20 protein-coding genes are annotated in these 16,286 nt (G+C 48.5%); 14 read left to right on the top strand and 6 right to left on the bottom strand.

Features of this window, described 5'->3' with window-relative positions; translation table 11 throughout:
- Positions 1–21: 21 nt before the first annotated feature.
- From TRICHSKD4_RS10450 to TRICHSKD4_RS10435, 4 genes are all read left to right on the top strand, one after another.
- Positions 22–300, top strand: a complete 279-nt coding sequence (locus TRICHSKD4_RS10450; RefSeq protein ID WP_009466292.1) for a hypothetical protein — start codon at positions 22–24, stop codon at positions 298–300.
- A gap of 125 nt (positions 301–425) precedes the next feature.
- Positions 426–644 (top strand): hypothetical protein, encoded by a 219-nt coding sequence (locus tag TRICHSKD4_RS10445; protein WP_009759156.1) that lies wholly within the window; start codon positions 426–428, stop codon positions 642–644.
- Positions 637–1,305 (top strand): hypothetical protein, encoded by a 669-nt coding sequence (locus TRICHSKD4_RS10440; protein ID WP_040616636.1) that lies wholly within the window; start codon positions 637–639, stop codon positions 1,303–1,305. The genes TRICHSKD4_RS10445 and TRICHSKD4_RS10440 overlap by 8 nt, the downstream gene beginning before the upstream one ends.
- Positions 1,306–1,312: 7 nt before the next feature.
- Entirely contained in the window at positions 1,313–1,588 is a 276-nt protein-coding gene (locus TRICHSKD4_RS10435) for a helix-turn-helix domain-containing protein (protein WP_009759153.1), read from the top strand.
- Here the strand turns inward: TRICHSKD4_RS10435 and TRICHSKD4_RS10430 are convergent.
- Positions 1,573–2,541, bottom strand: a complete 969-nt coding sequence (locus tag TRICHSKD4_RS10430; protein WP_009759152.1) for a site-specific integrase — start codon at positions 2,539–2,541, stop codon at positions 1,573–1,575. The genes TRICHSKD4_RS10435 and TRICHSKD4_RS10430 overlap by 16 nt on opposite strands.
- 356 nt (positions 2,542–2,897) lie before the next feature.
- Here TRICHSKD4_RS10430 and TRICHSKD4_RS30205 point away from each other — a divergent pair, with 356 nt between their 5' ends.
- Positions 2,898–3,308, top strand: a complete 411-nt coding sequence (locus TRICHSKD4_RS30205) for a hypothetical protein (protein WP_009759150.1) — start codon at positions 2,898–2,900, stop codon at positions 3,306–3,308.
- Between the two features lie 24 nt (positions 3,309–3,332).
- Positions 3,333–6,116, top strand: coding sequence for an AAA family ATPase (locus TRICHSKD4_RS28105; RefSeq protein ID WP_009759149.1), 2,784 nt, complete (start codon positions 3,333–3,335; stop codon positions 6,114–6,116).
- Between the two features lie 130 nt (positions 6,117–6,246).
- Here the strand turns inward: TRICHSKD4_RS28105 and TRICHSKD4_RS10410 are convergent, their stop codons facing one another.
- The 4 genes from TRICHSKD4_RS10410 to TRICHSKD4_RS10395 all read right to left on the bottom strand — a co-directional run bounded on the left by TRICHSKD4_RS10410 (position 6,247) and on the right by TRICHSKD4_RS10395 (position 9,864).
- A complete protein-coding gene (locus TRICHSKD4_RS10410; RefSeq protein ID WP_208993059.1) occupies positions 6,247–6,744 on the bottom strand; it encodes a hypothetical protein in 498 nt (165 codons plus the stop codon).
- Positions 6,738–8,066: a caspase family protein gene (locus TRICHSKD4_RS28100; RefSeq protein ID WP_009759147.1), complete on the bottom strand. Its 1,329-nt coding sequence runs from the start codon at positions 8,064–8,066 to the stop codon at positions 6,738–6,740. The genes TRICHSKD4_RS10410 and TRICHSKD4_RS28100 overlap by 7 nt, the downstream gene beginning before the upstream one ends.
- Before the next feature lie 6 nt (positions 8,067–8,072).
- On the bottom strand, positions 8,073–9,242 hold the full coding sequence (locus TRICHSKD4_RS10400; protein WP_009759146.1) for a DUF4384 domain-containing protein: 1,170 nt from the start codon (positions 9,240–9,242) through the stop codon (positions 8,073–8,075).
- Between the two features lie 100 nt (positions 9,243–9,342).
- Positions 9,343–9,864, bottom strand: coding sequence for a hypothetical protein (locus TRICHSKD4_RS10395; RefSeq protein ID WP_009759145.1), 522 nt, complete (start codon positions 9,862–9,864; stop codon positions 9,343–9,345).
- A 168-nt stretch (positions 9,865–10,032) separates the two neighbouring features.
- Between TRICHSKD4_RS10395 and TRICHSKD4_RS10390 the strand changes: the two genes are divergently transcribed.
- Positions 10,033–10,377, top strand: coding sequence for a hypothetical protein (locus TRICHSKD4_RS10390; protein WP_009759144.1), 345 nt, complete (start codon positions 10,033–10,035; stop codon positions 10,375–10,377).
- Positions 10,378–10,465: 88 nt separating this feature from the next.
- On the opposite strand, the gene TRICHSKD4_RS10385 is transcribed toward TRICHSKD4_RS10390, so the two are convergent.
- Positions 10,466–10,753 (bottom strand): hypothetical protein, encoded by a 288-nt coding sequence (locus tag TRICHSKD4_RS10385; protein ID WP_168157008.1) that lies wholly within the window; start codon positions 10,751–10,753, stop codon positions 10,466–10,468.
- A gap of 37 nt (positions 10,754–10,790) precedes the next feature.
- Here TRICHSKD4_RS10385 and TRICHSKD4_RS10380 point away from each other — a divergent pair, with 37 nt between their 5' ends.
- The 7 genes from TRICHSKD4_RS10380 (at position 10,791) to TRICHSKD4_RS10350 (ending at position 16,155) form a co-directional block, all read left to right on the top strand.
- Complete coding sequence (locus TRICHSKD4_RS10380; protein WP_009759142.1) at positions 10,791–11,282, top strand: hypothetical protein; 492 nt, start codon at positions 10,791–10,793, stop codon at positions 11,280–11,282.
- Between the two features lie 3 nt (positions 11,283–11,285).
- Positions 11,286–12,974, top strand: coding sequence for a type IV secretory system conjugative DNA transfer family protein (locus TRICHSKD4_RS10375; protein WP_009759141.1), 1,689 nt, complete (start codon positions 11,286–11,288; stop codon positions 12,972–12,974).
- Between the two features lie 64 nt (positions 12,975–13,038).
- Positions 13,039–13,389: a hypothetical protein gene (locus TRICHSKD4_RS10370; RefSeq protein ID WP_009759140.1), complete on the top strand. Its 351-nt coding sequence runs from the start codon at positions 13,039–13,041 to the stop codon at positions 13,387–13,389.
- 83 nt (positions 13,390–13,472) lie between these two features.
- The gene (locus TRICHSKD4_RS10365; protein ID WP_009759139.1) at positions 13,473–14,687 is read left to right on the top strand and encodes a hypothetical protein; all 1,215 of its coding nucleotides are present in this window, start codon (positions 13,473–13,475) and stop codon (positions 14,685–14,687) included.
- Positions 14,684–15,112 (top strand): hypothetical protein, encoded by a 429-nt coding sequence (locus tag TRICHSKD4_RS10360; protein ID WP_009759138.1) that lies wholly within the window; start codon positions 14,684–14,686, stop codon positions 15,110–15,112. Before TRICHSKD4_RS10365 ends, TRICHSKD4_RS10360 begins: the two co-directional genes overlap by 4 nt.
- A 72-nt stretch (positions 15,113–15,184) precedes the next feature.
- Entirely contained in the window at positions 15,185–15,688 is a 504-nt protein-coding gene (locus TRICHSKD4_RS10355; RefSeq protein ID WP_009759137.1) for a hypothetical protein, read from the top strand.
- A 44-nt stretch (positions 15,689–15,732) separates the two neighbouring features.
- A complete protein-coding gene (locus TRICHSKD4_RS10350; protein ID WP_009759136.1) occupies positions 15,733–16,155 on the top strand; it encodes a hypothetical protein in 423 nt (140 codons plus the stop codon).
- Positions 16,156–16,286: the final 131 nt, after the last annotated feature.

Below are 16,286 nucleotides of genomic sequence, written 5' to 3'. Positions count from 1 at the left end.
AGCCGGTAGATGGAAACCAGAGTGAAAGAACTGTCAGAGCTGCCCGACTTCAAGGATATGAAGTTAGAGTCGCACGGCATGCCGAAGAATTGGGGCTTTAGCTGCGGCGGCAAGCACATGGACTATGGCCAGTGGGCCATCCAACACGTGCATGATGATCTATCGGTTGACGTATACCTGCTGCCGCTTTGGATTACTCCGCTCGTACGTTGGCGAGAGAAAAACGCGAGGCGCGAAATGCAAGATGAAATCCGCAACGCACTCGGTATCAATCCGTATTCAGGAAGGCCCGACAGATGATTTCTACGAAGGTGAATCGAAATTCTTCATATTCAGTAACATCTTACAACTTGCATTAAATGCGCTCCAAAATACGAGAACAAAGAGAACACAGAGATAGAACAGGTGGCAAGTGAGCCCCCCCCATGACCAAAGAAGAGTTGGAAATCGGCCTAAGCCAAGGGCGCACACTCATACAAGAAGAGTGGGCCGACAGCGCCGAGATATCAGCGGTCGATGAGTTGATTTCCGAAGGGAAGGCAACTGCTACACCTTGGGAATACCAGGGCAACTACCAATGCGAGATGCGCCGTATCTTCGGCGATCCGCGCAATCAGTCAGAAAGATTCCAAGGCGATGAATAAGGCATTCATAGTTCAGGAAACGCAAGAGTACACGGGTGGCATCATATACGCGAAATCAAACGTCGAAGCGCGCAGGTTTGGTGCGAATGCCTTCAATGGCGGAGATTTCTCCGGGTTGCACGTGAACAGGGCCAAGCAATACGACAAATTCGAACAGACTGGCGTGCCAGCGAGGTTGCTCATAGCTGATGGCTGGCACTTCGAATGCCACGGATGCGGAATGACTGTCGATGAAGATAACCTCGAAGAGACCGGACTAAGCGCGGATGGAGTTGTCGGCTTTGAGCCGTCGAGAATCTACTGTTGCCACCACTGCCGCAGAAACAGCATGGCTGGCAACGCCGCCAGAAAGGCTTTTGGCGAAGGCTTTCTGGACATGATGAAGGATCGGTTACGCAATCGGTTCCCCGGAACTGAATTCGATTTCGGATCCCACCGGCATCATGTGTACGTACCGATATCGCGCCCAATTGTCGTACAGCAAGCCATGGTCCACTTCTCATTTCCCGGCATGAAAATCGGACCTGCTTCAATTGTGTACGAGCATTATGGAAATCATGGGCAAATGCTCATTGGTCCGGTCAGACTGGAGTTCAGATGCTGCGCTGGCGACCGCGAAGCCTTCGAGAAGTTTGCGACAGAACCCGGTGAATTGGAGTAATCTAGTCATGGCTATTGAAATAGCGACGGCCGAAGACGTTGGCGAAATCAAACAATTCATGGAGCGGATGGAAGAGAAAGTCGATTCCCTTATCCGAGCAATTGAAGCTCAAAAGAAATCCGAATTGCCGGAGTGGTTTACGGTCAAGGAAACTGCCAAGCTCCTGCGCCTGAGCGAGGCCACAATCCGCCATAAGGTAAAGCGCGGTTATTTCGATACGCGTAGGGATGGAAAGAAACTGCTGCTCAGCCGGGAAACTGTCCTCGATCAATCCAAACGCTGAGCGAGTTCCTCAGCAGTTTCATTGTAGTAAATCTGCAGCATTCGGATATCCTTGTGACCGACCATGCGAGCCAGACTTAGAACATCCAGCTTCTTCGACAGGCGAGTTATCGCCTCGTGACGGCTGTCATGAAACCGCAGGTCTTCAATACCCGCCTTGTCCCTTGCTTTCCTAAACAGGACATCAATCTGCCGACTGTTTAGACCAAATACCCCAACATCACTGTCCGGCAACTCTTCCAAGAGCGCCAGCGCCCTTGAGGACAGTGGAACCTGTCGAGCTGTACCATTCTTGGTAATTGGCAGAGAAGCTACGCGCGACTTTCGGTCGACACTATCCTCTGTCAGGCCGACAACCTCACCCGCTCTCATCGCCGTCTCAATTGCAAATCGAAAAGCATGTACTGCCCTGGCAGTCGCCTGTAACAGATCCGTCCCGGCCGCAGTCATTAGTCTTTCAATTTCACCATCGGAAACACGCCGGTCTCTGGCAGGAGGAGAGCTTGGCTTACGAATATCCGACATGGGATTGCTAGAGAGTAAACCCCATTCCTTACGAGCGGTTGTCAGCACCGAAGACATAAGCACCATTTCCCGCCGTACCGTTCCGGCTGATACTTCCTTCAGACGACTGTCTCGCCACTCGGCCAAGTCCTGCGGCTTCAGATCGGAAATCAATTTTGATGCAATCGGATACTGCCCGAGACTTGTAAGCCGGATTGCCTCCCAACGTTCCCCGCGCCGTTTCGGCGACTCCTCCTTCGCATAGCGATCAAAGACGTCGCCGAGCGTCAAATTCGACTTTGACGTTTCAACATTTGTTGCTAAAAATTCTTGCCGTGCAGCCCAGTCCTGCGCTTCGCGCTTTGTCGCAAAGCTCGCGGATTTACGAATCCCCTTACGAGCAACCTGCGCCTGCCACTTTCCTGATGCTAATTTCTTGAATGTTGCCATACGACGAATTCGTAATTTGTTCGTAACGCAATGTCAAAAAGCTATGTTTGTTTATGGAATGTTCCGAATGCAACAACCTACATAACTCGCCGTATGTGCGCGAAATATATAGGTTATTGTTCTTTGTCTGAAAAAATGATGGTGCGCTCCTTCGGAGAAAGTTCGAACCGGTTTGAAGAGGTTTTTGATGAACTTTCACGTTGGGAAAAGGTGTTAAAGGGCACCAGTTTGGGGCAAAAACCACCATCACCTTGATGAGATTTGTGCGTCTGACTTATCAGATTTTTCCATATTTCTTCAACTTGGCAACAGTTTGCAGACGCGTGTGAACTTGCCGCGAATTCGTAACGGAAATCATGGAAATCAATATCGAGACAGCGCGGGGTCAAAAACGCTCAGCGCTCACAAAACCTATCAGCATCAGATTCACAGAAGAGGAACTCTGTGAACTCAAAAGTGCCGCTGGTGGTCTTTCAGTTAGCGAATATGTGAGACGGCAATTGTTTTCGGTCAATAGAGCCGAGATCGCTGCCACTCAATGTCACAATGATCGCCTATCGCCGTTAAACCGTCAAAAATTGCTGGTGCAGATTTTGACTCAATTGGGTCAGCGGGATGCATTCAGCACTTTGAATGATCTTCTGTCGGCGCTGCAATCAGGTCTGATCGACGCCTCCCCTGAACTGATGGGTTCTTTGAATGCAGTTCAAGCTGAACTCAGCTTATTGCGTTCAGATCTTCTGAAGGCTCTGGGCCTCCGACGTTAAACTCAACCACCCAATGAAACGCCTATGATCTTGAAAGCTTCCCAGCGTGGAGGTGATGCAGCGTTGGCTGCTCACCTCACGAACGCTGATGACAATGACCATATTGAAGTGCATGCCATCAATGGATTTATTTCCAATGATGTCGCTGGCGCTTTCCAGGAAATCAGGGCAGCTGCTCAGGCGACCAATTGTAAGCAATATTTGTTCTCATTGTCCTTATCACCGCCAGAAGAAGCAAATGTCAGCAATGCCGATTTTGAGGTAGCTATTGCACAGGCCATGAAGCGTTTGGGGCTGGCAGACCAGCCTCACGTCGTGATTTTTCATGAAAAGCATGCAAGACGTCATGCTCATTTGGTCGTGTCACGCATTCATGCGGGTTCAATGACAGCGATTAATCTATCCTTCTTCAAGGACCGGCTCTGTGATTTGTCACGGGAGTTGTTTTTGCAACATGGTTGGGAGTTACCTCAAGGCCACGTTGACCGCAAACTCTCCGATCCCCTCAATTATTCCCTGGAAGAATATCAGGTTGCCAAGCGCGCCAAGCGCTGCCCGCAAGAAATCAAGGCCGTCTTGAAGGAATGCTGGGCGAAATCTGATAACAAAGCCTCCTTTGAAGCGGCATTGAAGGAGTATGACTTTCAGCTCTGCCGCGGGGACCGCCGGGGCTTCGTCGCCATCGACAAGGACGGCAAGATTTATTCCCTAAGTCGTTGGCTGAATGTAAAGCCAAAACTCTTGAAACTGCGTCTGGGCGATCCTGAGCTTTTGCCTTCGATAGAAGAGGCTCTGTCGCGGTTAAACTCTGAAAATGCGCCTCGGAATAATGATGTTTCGCCATTCTCGGAATTCAAAAACGTATCAGCAAAGCCTGATCCTCTCATCATTCATCTTGATCAGCAAATTACTGATCTGGAAGCGGCCAAAAATGATCTGATCCAATCTCACAGAAAAGCCCGTGTTGATTTACGAGAGCAGCAGCAAAAACAGCGGAAAGAGGAAATCGAGACATTTAAGCGGTCTCAATCTCCACTTCGTCGTTTATGGCAATGGGCAGTTGGCAATCGCAAGAAACTGCTGCGAGCACGTCAAGAAGCACTTCAGGTGCTCGAAGATCAATTTACGGCAGAACGCCAATACCAGAGTGAAGAGCAGCGCTTGGAACTGCGGAAGCTCCGCTCACAGATCGCCGAATTAAAACGCCAACGCAATTCGATCCAGCCATTGGTTTATTCACCCGTTGCAAAGGACGAATTCAAACGCCTCGCTGACCCTAATTTTGCATTTCACAAGTCCCAGATTGAGCGATCACCTGATTATGTGCTGCGCTTGCTCTGTGAAACCCACGCTGAATTCTCACGCAATGATATCCTTCGCAAATTGTCTGAATATATTTGCGGTCCTGAACAGCTTCGCTGTGCTGTTGACAGCGCCCTGGCTTCGTCAGAATTGATCCTCGTGAACGGAAAAGCAGAAACCGATCTCAGATTCACAACGCGGAGCTATCAGCAACAAGACAGGCAATTGATGGATACGGCTTCATTCCTTTCATCGAACAAAGCCTATGGAGTGGAACGCAAGCATATGCAGGCGGGTGTCAATAGACAGAATAAGCAATTGCAAAAAATGGCTGGCGTAAATCTCAGTGATGAACAATGTGCCGCAATTGAGCATGTGCTCAATCGCAGGCAAATCGCTTGTGTTGTTGGTCTGGCGGGTGCGGGTAAATCGACGATGCTCAACGCGGCGCGGGATGCGTGGGAACGCCAAGGCTATCGCGTTATCGGTGGGGCTTTGGCGGGCAAGGCTGCAGATAGCTTACAATCATCTTCTGGCATTGCCAGCCGAACCTTGCATTCCTGGGAGCATGGTTGGAAAAATGGCAACAACCACCTTAAAGCCGGAGACATTCTTGTCATTGATGAAGCCGGTATGGTTGGGACCGCGCAATTAGCACGAATTGCCAAACATGTGCGGGCGCAAAAAGCTAAACTTGTTCTGGTTGGTGATCCTGAACAACTCCAACCTATCCAAGCGGGAACACCCTTCAAGGACATTGCAGGGAAAACCGGTTTTGTAGAACTCACTGAAATCCGGCGTCAAAAGTCAGCTTGGCAAAAAGCCGCTACGCTTGATCTGGCGCATGGTGAGACCGAAAAGGCCATCAAATCCTATGAAGACCAGGGCAAGGTAGAACATGCCCAATCTGAGCATGATGCTATATCTGCTCTGGTGGAAGATTACATGATTGACTGGGAACTCCATGGCGAAGGTAAATCCCGGATGGCTTTAGCCCATCGTAGGCAGGATGTTTTTGCGATCAACAATGCCATTCGCTCCGCGCGGCACTCGGCAGGTGAGCTAGAAAATGAGCGTGTGTTTGATACGGATTTTGGCAAACGCGTCTTTGCCAAAGGCGACCGGGTCCTGATCACACGCAATGATTATGATCTCAATGTCAAAAACGGTATGCTTGGTCTGGTCACTGAAATTGATGGTGACAAAATCACAGTCCAGTTGGACAATGCAGAGAACACCAAATCACCCCGCTCAGTCACCTTTGATACAAAGCGGTTTTCATCTTTCGATCACGGCTATGCAACCACTGTCCATAAATCTCAAGGTGCAACCGTTGATCATGCTTTTGTACTCAAATCCCGCACGATGGATCAGCATCTTTCCTATGTCGCCATGACAAGGCACAGACAGGATCTGCGAATTTATGCTCATTCAGACGGCCCCAGATCCGGGCACGGGCCAGACAATAAACCCAGCCCCTTTTATGAGCGCGAACTGGAACATTGAACCTTCAAATCGGCATCGATCTCAATATTCTTCAAATATGCGCACTCTTCCGTCACAACTTTTTGTTGTTGTCACCTGCCCTTTGATGCACCCTTTTTGAGGTGAGCCACATTGGTAGAATGTCATAGCCTCATTTGACAGTAATATTCATTTTCACAACATGGCGGTTCCACTTGTCGTTGCTTTGCGGGCTGACCCTCTTGTAACTAAAGCTGTCTTTGCCTTTAAACCCCTTGTTGGACTTGTAATAAACCTCGATGAACACAGCTGTTTTACCATAACAGTGTCGCAAGTTTCCTGCCGTTTTCCTGTCCAGTTTCCTTCTTGACAATTTGGCGGTGACGACACCGTTTTGGGGTTGTTTGACAATATCGAGCGAGATTGGCTGGATTTTGCAGTCTTGACGAATGCGGTGATGCCAATTCACCAAAGTTGTTTTTCCCGATGCAACGGTCTGTTTGAAGGTTCTGGCTTGCGCATCAGAAACAGTACTTGTGACGAGCAATACGATTGCCGCGAGGATTTGAACGCCTGTTCTGAAAGGTGAAAGTCTCCGAAACATGAAATCTCCTCTTGCCCAGCCTGTTACCATCGCACCAACAATCCTTGAATTTGAGCAGATCAGCAAACTGGTTTCCCGTTCAAGCTGAAGCCTGAATACGAACATGATTTATTTGTCGGCCTTCTGGATTTGGAGCTTGCGCCGGAAGTCAGAGATGATGTCTTTGGTGGTGCTTTTTGAAATAGTTTGGCCACGATATCCTGATTGGCTTCCAGATCAGTCAAGATTTCTGAGTGATTGTCAGCCCATTTCAGGGCGGTCAGCTTTCTAGCATCCAGATAGCGCTGAAGTGCTTTTTCTGATTTTGGCCCATATTTCCCGTCAATAGCCAATCTTGGATAAACCAAACTCATCAATGTTGCTTGAAGTTTGCTGACATCGTCTGACGTTGGCGAATGATCAAGGGGCTGCTCCGGGGTCTTGATTCTCTTTTTTGGTGTAACAGTTTCCTCAGTAGCCTTTGGCTGGGCGCGTGCAATATTGCGGCTGGCAGCAGAAAACTCTTCGATGGTCGGGCCTCTGAATTCCGGAATTTTTCCTTTTGCGATGATGCTTCTATATTCTTGGTCCAAATCGGGATTAAAAAAATAATGCCCCAAAAGACGATTCCGCACCTCCGGAACCTGACTTAAACCCATTTCGTTGGCATGGGAGTTGGTAAAGCCTTTGACATACTCCCCAATGTCCAGAATTGACAGTTGGGGATTTTTTAAAAGGGGAACGAGTGAGCGAACAAATAAGGAGTTCTTGTCGTTATCATCTTTGCCAGTGATTTTCTCATAGGCCAGTTTACCCGGTGCAGCAGAATGAATAATCACTGATCCGTGCGGTGGGTCATTGCCGATCAAACCAAAAGGCAAGTTGCCACCCTTTGATCCTTCAGAAGAAAACGGATTGTTCCGACACGCATCGATGATGAAAATATTGATGCGGGTGCCCTTATCGCGAATGCGCTTTAAAATACTGGAGACGGTCCGCGCTTCATCTTCAAGGGCAAGACTGTATTTGTGACCAAGATCGGGAACATCGATTGGCAGAAGGTAATTCTTCTGGTCAATCCCAACGCCATGCCCTGAAAAGAAAAAGACAACTTCATCACCCGTTTCCACCCGATCAACGAACTTCTGTAACGTCTGATAAAATTGAATACGGGTCAGATTTTTCTCAAAAAGTACCTCAAATTCCCAAAATTCAAGAGCTTTGGTGACTTCCTCAGCATCTTTAACCGCACGTGTGAGTGGTGTGACATTCAGATAGGCGTCATTACCGATAACGAGCGCATGGCGCTCTGCATGTGCCAGATCAGCAAGAAACTGGAAGGTCAGGATCATAGTTGAGATCAAAATGGCCTTGCGAACGGCCTCTAAATCAATCCAGCCTCTTAGCATGAGTAATCATTCCCTGCCTTTTTGCCATGGCAAAACTTTAAAGCGTACAGTCTCGATAGCAATGCTTCCAAGAAGGTCTGATTGCACCTCATCATCAAGCTCCAGAAATTGGATGTCCTTAGAAGGGTCAATATCCAAATATGTGCCCTCAACCAGATATTGGGACATGCCCGCTGAAGTTATGGCCTGATACTCGTTCAAGAGTTGTTTGGCTCGTTCCACGGATAGTCTGGCCCCGCGCAAACCGCCAACTCGACAAATCACAACCAGCACTTCCTCATTGCCAGGTTTCGTGAATTGAACGGTTCCCCACCCGGAACGCGGTATGCTTCTTTCCTTATTGGGCTCTAAATAAGACCCACCAATCAGCTTGGGCGGAAATGATCGGACACCAAATTCAGATGTAATATAGAATATCTGAACTTCGCACTTCCGGTTTGATGAGATCGCAAATTTGAGGTCATCGCCAACCTGGACAGTTGTGGCCTTCACATCAATCTTGAGCTGTACTCTCTCGGACAAGCCGTTGCTGTCACCCAGCTCGTTTGGCGAAACTCTTGAGAGGGACTTGAAGGCCGCAAAAGATCCGATGATGGCAATTAGAACAATAAATGCTGAAACCCATGAAGGCGAGGCAATAAAAACGCCTTTGAAAAACCTATGCAGTCGAAAACGCTTCCCCCTGCCCGCTTCGGCAGTAGCGGCAGAGGCCTCCTTGTGTTCGCTTAAATCGCTTTGGTGAAGATTGTCCTTAGCGAAGGAAGGGTTTTCCTGATTGGACGTTATTGAAGAGCCCTGCATAAGGGCTCTTTGGCTGGGTAAATTTCCAAAGCCCTTGTCGAAGAATTTGGAACCGATATGAGCTCCATCACCAAACAGGTAAAAATCAAGATTGCGGGCTGCAGGAAAATAAGGCTCGACATGATGAAACATGAAATAAAAGGCTATTGCCTTATTGATGTCGCCTTTATTGCTCCGAAAATTGTCGACCAGGCTCTTTAACCCTGCACTGCCCCAATCAAGGTTTGTTTTATAGTCGTCAAAGCGAAAGAAATCGTCATATTGCTTCGGCTTGATGTTCAAATGGAGGATTTGCTGGTAAATTTCTTTCCTGAACTGATCCTTCTTAACTATGACGAACGGCTCAACTTCGCTGGAAAAATCCACATAATGCATGGCACTTCCATTTGATTATCGTTTTAATCCATGACGTAGCGTGCATAAAGATCAGCGTCTCGAAGTTGCCAACTTCTTGGGGCTGGAAAGCACCTAAACGTTACGGCGTTACGTCTTGAACAGTATGTTTTACTTTATTTTCGGGCAACTCTTTGCCGTTGACGAAATAGGAACTTTGGATTTCCACGCCTGTCTCATAGTCATAGAATATTTTGGCGGGACCATTTTCTCGATGCCATCGCCCATCCCACACATACCATTTTGATATCGAATGCCCTTTTGTTGGATGCCGCGCAATATATGCTGGATTTTGATCCCCATCACGATGCATGGAACCGTGAATGTAATACACTTCCCTGGAGCGAATATCAGATTGTGAATTTATCTCAATGAGGGCTGGGCCACCAACTCGGTGCAGTTCGCCGTATTCACGATACTCTTCTTGAATGGTTTTGCCTGATAACGGATCATATTTGATCAAGGCTGGCAATCCGCCGGGTCGATGAAGGAGCTCGCCCAATAGGTAACGCTCTGAAACAACCTGATTTGATTTTGGGTCAATTTCGATTTTTACGCGAAGCTCAAGAGCTTCCAGTTCAGTCTCGTTACGATTTAAATTCACCTCATTAATATATCATTTTACTCCGCCGGGCGCAAAAATATTGTACTTTACGTAATTAATTCAATTAATTACCCATATATTAGGGTTTTCTACCCGGTTTCGGAGGCTCGATTTACCCAGATTGGATTTGAGAGCGTTTTCCCATCACACATTCGATGGAGACAGCGCATGAAGAACAATGATCATCACACAAATTCCTCGCATGGCTTTGAGGAAAGCGCCAACCGAAAAGCAGCAAAAAAACGATTGATCTGTGGCGGGGAATGCCACGGCGCTCATGGAGACATCATAGATTTAGGCAATGGCGTAAGCCATTGCGCCAAGTGCCCTTTGGGGGAACTGGCGCGAGAAGCTGCTGCACTCCACGTAAAGAAAACTGGCAAGAACACCCCTCTCGTTGAAGTCATTTTGCCAGCACCTCGAAAGACCGCCGGGTACTGGAAACATCTTTATTTCGACCTTCTCCACAAACACGCAAGTGTTCTGGAAGAACTGGAGCAGCTTAAAGGTTGACCCGCGAATTTTTATGTCCCGCTCGTTGGGCGGGACGTAAATCGGGTGTTCGGAAGACAAAGCGGTCTCCACTTCAGCCACGCATGCACTAATGCAGCCGTTTATTGGATTTCGCATCCCGTCTCAGAGCATCAACAATATCCAGCAGTGTGTCATGGGCGTTTCCCGCCAGATATTGGCTGAACTGAATACGGCTCTCAACACCATCTGTCTGATGAATGTGTTGCAATACAGCAGATAACACCACACCCCCAAAATCCTGTCCTTCCAGATCACAATTCTGCCGCCAGTTGGCAAGGTGATCCAGGACCTCCTCTTTCAATTGATCATTCGGGTTATCACGGGATGCACCCGTTTGGTTTTTCTCATCAAGCATCTCAAATCCTTTCTCTTCAAATGAATGGAGCCATTTCATGTCTGACAAGAATGATACCAAATTCCAGAAACAGGATGCCAACTTCAAGCGCCAAGGGCTTGATGGAACTGCCAAAATTGAGGCTCGCTTCAATCAGGATGCAAAGCTTGGCGCAGACATCGCCAAAGCATCCCCCGAAGCTCAAAAAACCGTCAACGATCTTCTAAAGCTTGAGGAAAGCCGTCTCCAAACTGAGACCAGAAATCAGGAACGCAGCCACGAGTTTCGTGTGCTGAAAGAAAAAGACCGGTTGATGCAGGACTACTTCTCATCGCCGCAACCGATCCCGTCTGATCCTCAAGCTAAACAAGTTGTCTATGACGAAATCAGCAACTCCGCTGAGCGAATGGTAAGTGAACGCGAACAATATTACCGCGATCAGATTACCAGACAGACTGATCAAAATATCCGGGAAGTTGTGAAAATGGATCAGCAGGGCATTGTGCCTTCCCATGATCAATCTCACGATCAGGAACATGGTGGGCGGTAGATCATGTCACAAAACCCCAATAGTGACAGCGCGCTTGCTGCTGCCATACCGGCTGTCATCTGCTTTGGGCTCTATAAAGGGCTCAAGGCCATGGAGGCCCATGATGTTCTCTTATATCTCTTTGGTGGGGGCGCACTTTTTTGTGCGCTTTTGACAAGCTTTCGATTGGTTCGCGATGTTCAAGTTGGCATTGCTTTGAAACGCCTGCTCAAACCCGGCGGCATTCATGGACGAGTAGAACAGCTCAATGGCTATGATCCACGTTCACTCGGCCTGCACACCGACAACGAGGACGGCAATGGCCTCATGCTGGGTCATTTGATGGGTTCACCCGCCCCTGAACTGATTTATTACAAGGGTGACGGTCACGGATTGATTGCAGCAGGCACTGGTGCAGGCAAGACATCCAGCCTTTCCAAAGGTTGGACTGTCGGACTTGGCAAACACCATAACCGTATCATCACCTCCAAAGGCGTCGATATTGCCGTTGCCACCTATCGATTTTTGACACAAGAGCTGAAACACCATGTGGTTTGCATTGATCCTTATCGATTGATGGCAGCACACGGCATTCAAAGCGATGACTTCAACCCGTGCGATATTCTGGTTGATCTTGCTGAGAAAGAGTCTGCAGATATTTTCGACAAGGCGCGCGAAATCGCCTTGTGTCTTATTCCCGAAGGGCTTGAAGCATCAGGCGAGAATAAAATCTTCCGCAGCGTTGGCAGGCAGTTTATTTCCAACGTTTTGATTTATCTGGCAATCGAGCAAGCAGAAACAGGTGAGCTATGCTGCAATCTCGCCTATCTCAATCGCCTGCTAAACTCCGGCACAGAAGATCTGCTGGAGATATTTTCCCGCATGGCAATCATTCCCCATTTTGATGGAGCTGTTGCACGGGCAGGCAAACGTTTTTTGAGTCAGTTCAAGAACAATCCAAAATCCGCACAGAGCTTTATCACCGAAACTCAGGAAGGGCTGACAATCTTTGAACCCGCCACCCCGATTGGCAAATCCTGCGAATATTCCACCTTTAAATTATCGGACATCAAAAACCCAAACAAGAACGTAACATTCCATATTATCCTGCCCCCTGAAAAGTCCGGCATTAATGACACATTTGCCGGACTTGCCCTAAACTCGATTTGCACAACTGCTATTGAAGCAGACAGCTTCCATCCCCAAGTCACTATAATTGCAGATGAGTTTGAGAACTTATCAACCGCGCCAATCCCCGTTATTGAACGTGTTTTGAAAATAGGACGCACGAGAGGCGTGCGCCTGTTTGCCTTTATTCAGGATCAGGAAAGCCTGAAAGCACGCTACGGGCAACTATCCTCCATGTTCTGGACACAGGCAGCCGTCTTCATGGCGATGGATATTCGCAATGTGGAAGAAGCAGAAGAATACTCCAAACGTGCAGGCCAACGTTCCATCGTGACCGACAGCGCGACTATTCCAAAACAAGGCGGTGAGTTTGATGTGAGCGTCAATGAAGAGGGTATTCCTCTCATTCGGCTTGATGAACTGACACGAATGCCCAAGTTCACCGCAATATTGTTCAAGGAACAAAATCCGCCTCTGATGCTTGATCTGGTTCATTACAAACAAATCGATCCGTGGATCTATCGGATCGACGATGTTCCAGGCAGCCCTGCCGAAGGCCATTTCCCGATAGAATACCGAGCGTAGCCGCTCCAGGTTCCCCTCCCTTCCTTTCCTTCAAAATTCATGCAGCCAAAGACAGGAGGCGCTTGTGTCACCCTTCAATGGACTTGGTGCGTTTCAACGTAGCAAGAAACCAAAACTTCCCGCTCCACAATCCACCACGCCCAATGCGGATTACAAATTGCGCATGCCCTACTGGTTGCCCTTTGCCAAGATTGGCGCAGTGATCGGTGTTCCACTCATTCTCCTCTCACTCTGCGGGCAACCTGCTCTGCGCATGCAATATACGTGGAATGGTAACGAGCTCTTTCCGGTTTATTTCAAGTGCGACTACCTCACCTTGCTCGATGGCTGGCGACATATTGAAAATCGCGGCGGCACTTACTGTCCAGTGATCGGATTGGTCCCGCTCGATCTGTCCAAACTGCTTTTTTCATAAATTTTGATCCGCATGTTCACCAGCCTGCCTGCAGGCAAACGGTTTTGCGTCCAGAACATGCTCCATATGAAAGGAAAATATCCATGACAAAAAAATGGACACAAACTGTCATCTTCATTGTCGCGGTCGTTTCCGGCGTATTGAACTATGATGGCCTGTCTTCCCTGGTCGCCCCAGATGATTGGTGGCTCAAGTCCGTCTGTGCAATGACAGGCGTTGCCGTTGCCCTTTCATTATCCCTGTTCTGGAACTGGGCCTTTGAAACCTTGCCTGATTTAAAAAGCCGATCGAAACGTATTGTCGGCTGGCTTGTGGTCTGGACCGGTTTGAGCCTTATTGTCTCACTCTCAAGCTATTGGAATGTGGCTTCACTCACGCGCAGTGAAATTGATCGACTTGCTGAACGAGCCGCCGTTGAGCGCGTGGAATATCAGTATAATCTTGCCGTCAGAAGCATTCAAAAATCACGTTCCGTTGCGTCCGACATATCCTCCCTGCATAGCGACACTCTGACTTTGCAGGAAATGGAAGTCAGCTCTGGTGGCACGTCCGCCTCTGCGGGCGAAGGCGCAATCTCCAACACAATGGGCCAAGTGGCTGGCCGCGTCCATTCCGTTGTCAAGGCATTGCAAGCCTCAACGAATAAAGTTGATCAGCTTCAATCAAAAGGAGATCAATGTCTCGATCTATTACGCGTAACAATCACCTCCGGCAACATTGATAAAGCTGGTGAACACCTCTCCTGTGTCAATGGCGTTATTGCGCAAATGGCTGGGCAGGATGTCTTGACATCAACGGTTCGCGGTTTGGAAAACTTAACCGCTGGTATCGTTCTGCCCGCAAATATCAAAACCAAAAGCCAGCGCGACATCATTGATGGGTTCATCACTGAAAGCCAAGAAAAGGCGAACAAAATTGCCAAATCCGTAGGTCAGATCGAACAGGGTAAGTTGCCTGAACCGCTGACCCTTGAGCGCCCAAATATCATGCGTGGGGTCTTAGAGTATTGGCAATCAATCCTTCCCGCCATTGCAACGGCCTTGGGGCTGGATTTGCTTCCCCTTATAATTTTGATGTTCAAAACGCTTTTACGCGATGAACGCGATTCCAAAGACGATCCACGCAATCACTGGACTGCCGTTGAACTGATTGATGCGGCAAAACAATTGAAAATGATTGATGACTTTCCGCAAAAGCCCGGAAATCGCGGACTTGATGTTCCTGACTATATTGATTTCAATCCCGGATCGATTGACACCAACAATCGCGGCCAATTGGGTGATGGATGCAAGGAATGACATTCCTTCAACGGTTCATCCGGTCACTGAGAATTCTAATTGCATCCGCTTTTGCTAGCGTAGCCCTGTTTCTGATACTCACAGACATTCTCGATGAGCTATGGCGCTTTGAGGATTTCCTTCCTGGCAATGATCCCGGTGATATCAAGAAATACGTGCTCTTCAGCAAGCACAAGCATCAAGGGTTCGAGGTCGTCACCGGTGTTCAATTTGCGTCAAGCCGCAATCGTACCATTGAAAAACAATGGTGCTATGTCAGCAAAAAAGGCAGCGTAACCGCTTCCAACCAAACCTTACACATTGCCGATGTTGATGGCGCTGATTTGCCCAAAATCAACACCTTCAGCAGCGAGGTTCTGGCGTCCTTTGACCTTACCCCTCAATCGCTGAACCCATTCGTCAAATCTCACTGTCGGTTTCAGTAGGCCGTTTCGCCACTCGAAAGCAACGGCCTCCCCTTCCCTCAAAAATCTGACCTGAATAAGAGGACATCAATCATGATGGAACTTCCCGCACGCCTGTTTCCGCCTGCGCTTCTGGCTGGCCTCATTGTTTACGGTGCTGTCACCATGCTCTGGCTTCAGCCAATCGTCGAAAAACGCCTCGCTGAAAAGCGTCTCATCCCGCAATGCGAAGCCAGTTTGCAATATGCAGAAAAGACCACACCGCCGCCAAACAACGAAAAATTCCGCCAAGCGCAAATCGTCATCCAAATGTACGAAAACTCCCCACTTGGCAGTATGCCAGGGGTCAAAGAAAGTCTGGAAGCTGCAAAGCGCATGGTGGAGCAAATGCGCCCACAAAAATTCCGCATGTCAAAGATTGATCGCTCCAGCATCTGTGGCTGCGCAGTTGATATCGCCTTTGATGGCATGGGCCTCAAAATGACACTGCATGTGGCAAGTCTGAGAACGCATACGCCAAAAAGCTTAGGTTCCATCGATCAAAACATCATGGCAATCGCCAGCAATGGTCAGTGCGGTGCGCTGCCCTGGAAATAGTCACGTAACAAATCATCAAATGGCGAACTATGGAGAATTTAATCATGGAAAAAGCTACCCCAAAAACCAAAACCTATTTTGAAAATGCCCAAGGCATCAAAGTCACGAACAAAACCCTCTCAACCCGCTACAAAGACGAAGCTATTCTTGCCAATCAATCCGTCATTGTAGGCCGTGAGCCGCTTATCATAGGAGGAATATTGGGTTTGGGGTTGATCCTGTTCTGTTTTCAATTCGGCGATCTTTTGTACTGGTCGGAAATGTTCCTGATCGCTTGTATCGGTGCGCTCATCTTAGTCGGCGGCTATTCCATCGCCGCGCTGCGCGTAGGCCAATATATGCAGGAACGAACAATCTTCTGGCATACAATCTGGACAGTCCAAAACGTCCGCATGGCCATCGCACGAGCCAGAAATAACATGGAGAACGAAACTGAGAATGTAATCATTCAAAACGGTGGGGAGTAGAGCGCGACGCGGTGCATAACAAGGTAGGCATGCCATTAGGCTGGTTCCGTGCGCTCCTACGCCACAGCGGAATAAAACGAATCCAATCTGGCACGCCATTAGATTCCAAAACGCCGGAGACCAAGCCCCGG

It is taken from the genome of Roseibium sp. TrichSKD4 (assembly GCF_000148725.1).
Lineage (GTDB): Bacteria > Pseudomonadota > Alphaproteobacteria > Rhizobiales > Stappiaceae > Roseibium.
Note: the sequence above shows the minus strand (reverse complement) of the source record. Positions and strands in the feature narration are given on the sequence as shown.

Excerpts from the sequence above, each read along its gene's own strand:
- TRICHSKD4_RS10445 (WP_009759156.1), top strand. The coding sequence starts at position 426 with ATGACCAAAGAAGAGTTGGAAATCGGCCTAAGCCAAGGGCGCACACTC.
- TRICHSKD4_RS10440 (WP_040616636.1), top strand. The coding sequence starts at position 637 with ATGAATAAGGCATTCATAGTTCAGGAAACGCAAGAGTACACGGGTGGC.
- TRICHSKD4_RS10435 (WP_009759153.1), top strand. The coding sequence starts at position 1,313 with ATGGCTATTGAAATAGCGACGGCCGAAGACGTTGGCGAAATCAAACAA.
- TRICHSKD4_RS10430 (WP_009759152.1), bottom strand. The coding sequence starts at position 2,541 with ATGGCAACATTCAAGAAATTAGCATCAGGAAAGTGGCAGGCGCAGGTT.
- TRICHSKD4_RS30205 (WP_009759150.1), top strand. The coding sequence starts at position 2,898 with ATGGAAATCAATATCGAGACAGCGCGGGGTCAAAAACGCTCAGCGCTC.
- TRICHSKD4_RS28105 (WP_009759149.1), top strand. The coding sequence starts at position 3,333 with ATGATCTTGAAAGCTTCCCAGCGTGGAGGTGATGCAGCGTTGGCTGCT.
- TRICHSKD4_RS28100 (WP_009759147.1), bottom strand. The coding sequence starts at position 8,066 with ATGCTAAGAGGCTGGATTGATTTAGAGGCCGTTCGCAAGGCCATTTTG.
- TRICHSKD4_RS10400 (WP_009759146.1), bottom strand. The coding sequence starts at position 9,242 with ATGCATTATGTGGATTTTTCCAGCGAAGTTGAGCCGTTCGTCATAGTT.
- TRICHSKD4_RS10390 (WP_009759144.1), top strand. The coding sequence starts at position 10,033 with ATGAAGAACAATGATCATCACACAAATTCCTCGCATGGCTTTGAGGAA.
- TRICHSKD4_RS10385 (WP_168157008.1), bottom strand. The coding sequence starts at position 10,753 with ATGCTTGATGAGAAAAACCAAACGGGTGCATCCCGTGATAACCCGAAT.
- TRICHSKD4_RS10380 (WP_009759142.1), top strand. The coding sequence starts at position 10,791 with ATGTCTGACAAGAATGATACCAAATTCCAGAAACAGGATGCCAACTTC.
- TRICHSKD4_RS10375 (WP_009759141.1), top strand. The coding sequence starts at position 11,286 with ATGTCACAAAACCCCAATAGTGACAGCGCGCTTGCTGCTGCCATACCG.
- TRICHSKD4_RS10365 (WP_009759139.1), top strand. The coding sequence starts at position 13,473 with ATGACAAAAAAATGGACACAAACTGTCATCTTCATTGTCGCGGTCGTT.
- TRICHSKD4_RS10360 (WP_009759138.1), top strand. The coding sequence starts at position 14,684 with ATGACATTCCTTCAACGGTTCATCCGGTCACTGAGAATTCTAATTGCA.
- TRICHSKD4_RS10355 (WP_009759137.1), top strand. The coding sequence starts at position 15,185 with ATGATGGAACTTCCCGCACGCCTGTTTCCGCCTGCGCTTCTGGCTGGC.
- TRICHSKD4_RS10350 (WP_009759136.1), top strand. The coding sequence starts at position 15,733 with ATGGAAAAAGCTACCCCAAAAACCAAAACCTATTTTGAAAATGCCCAA.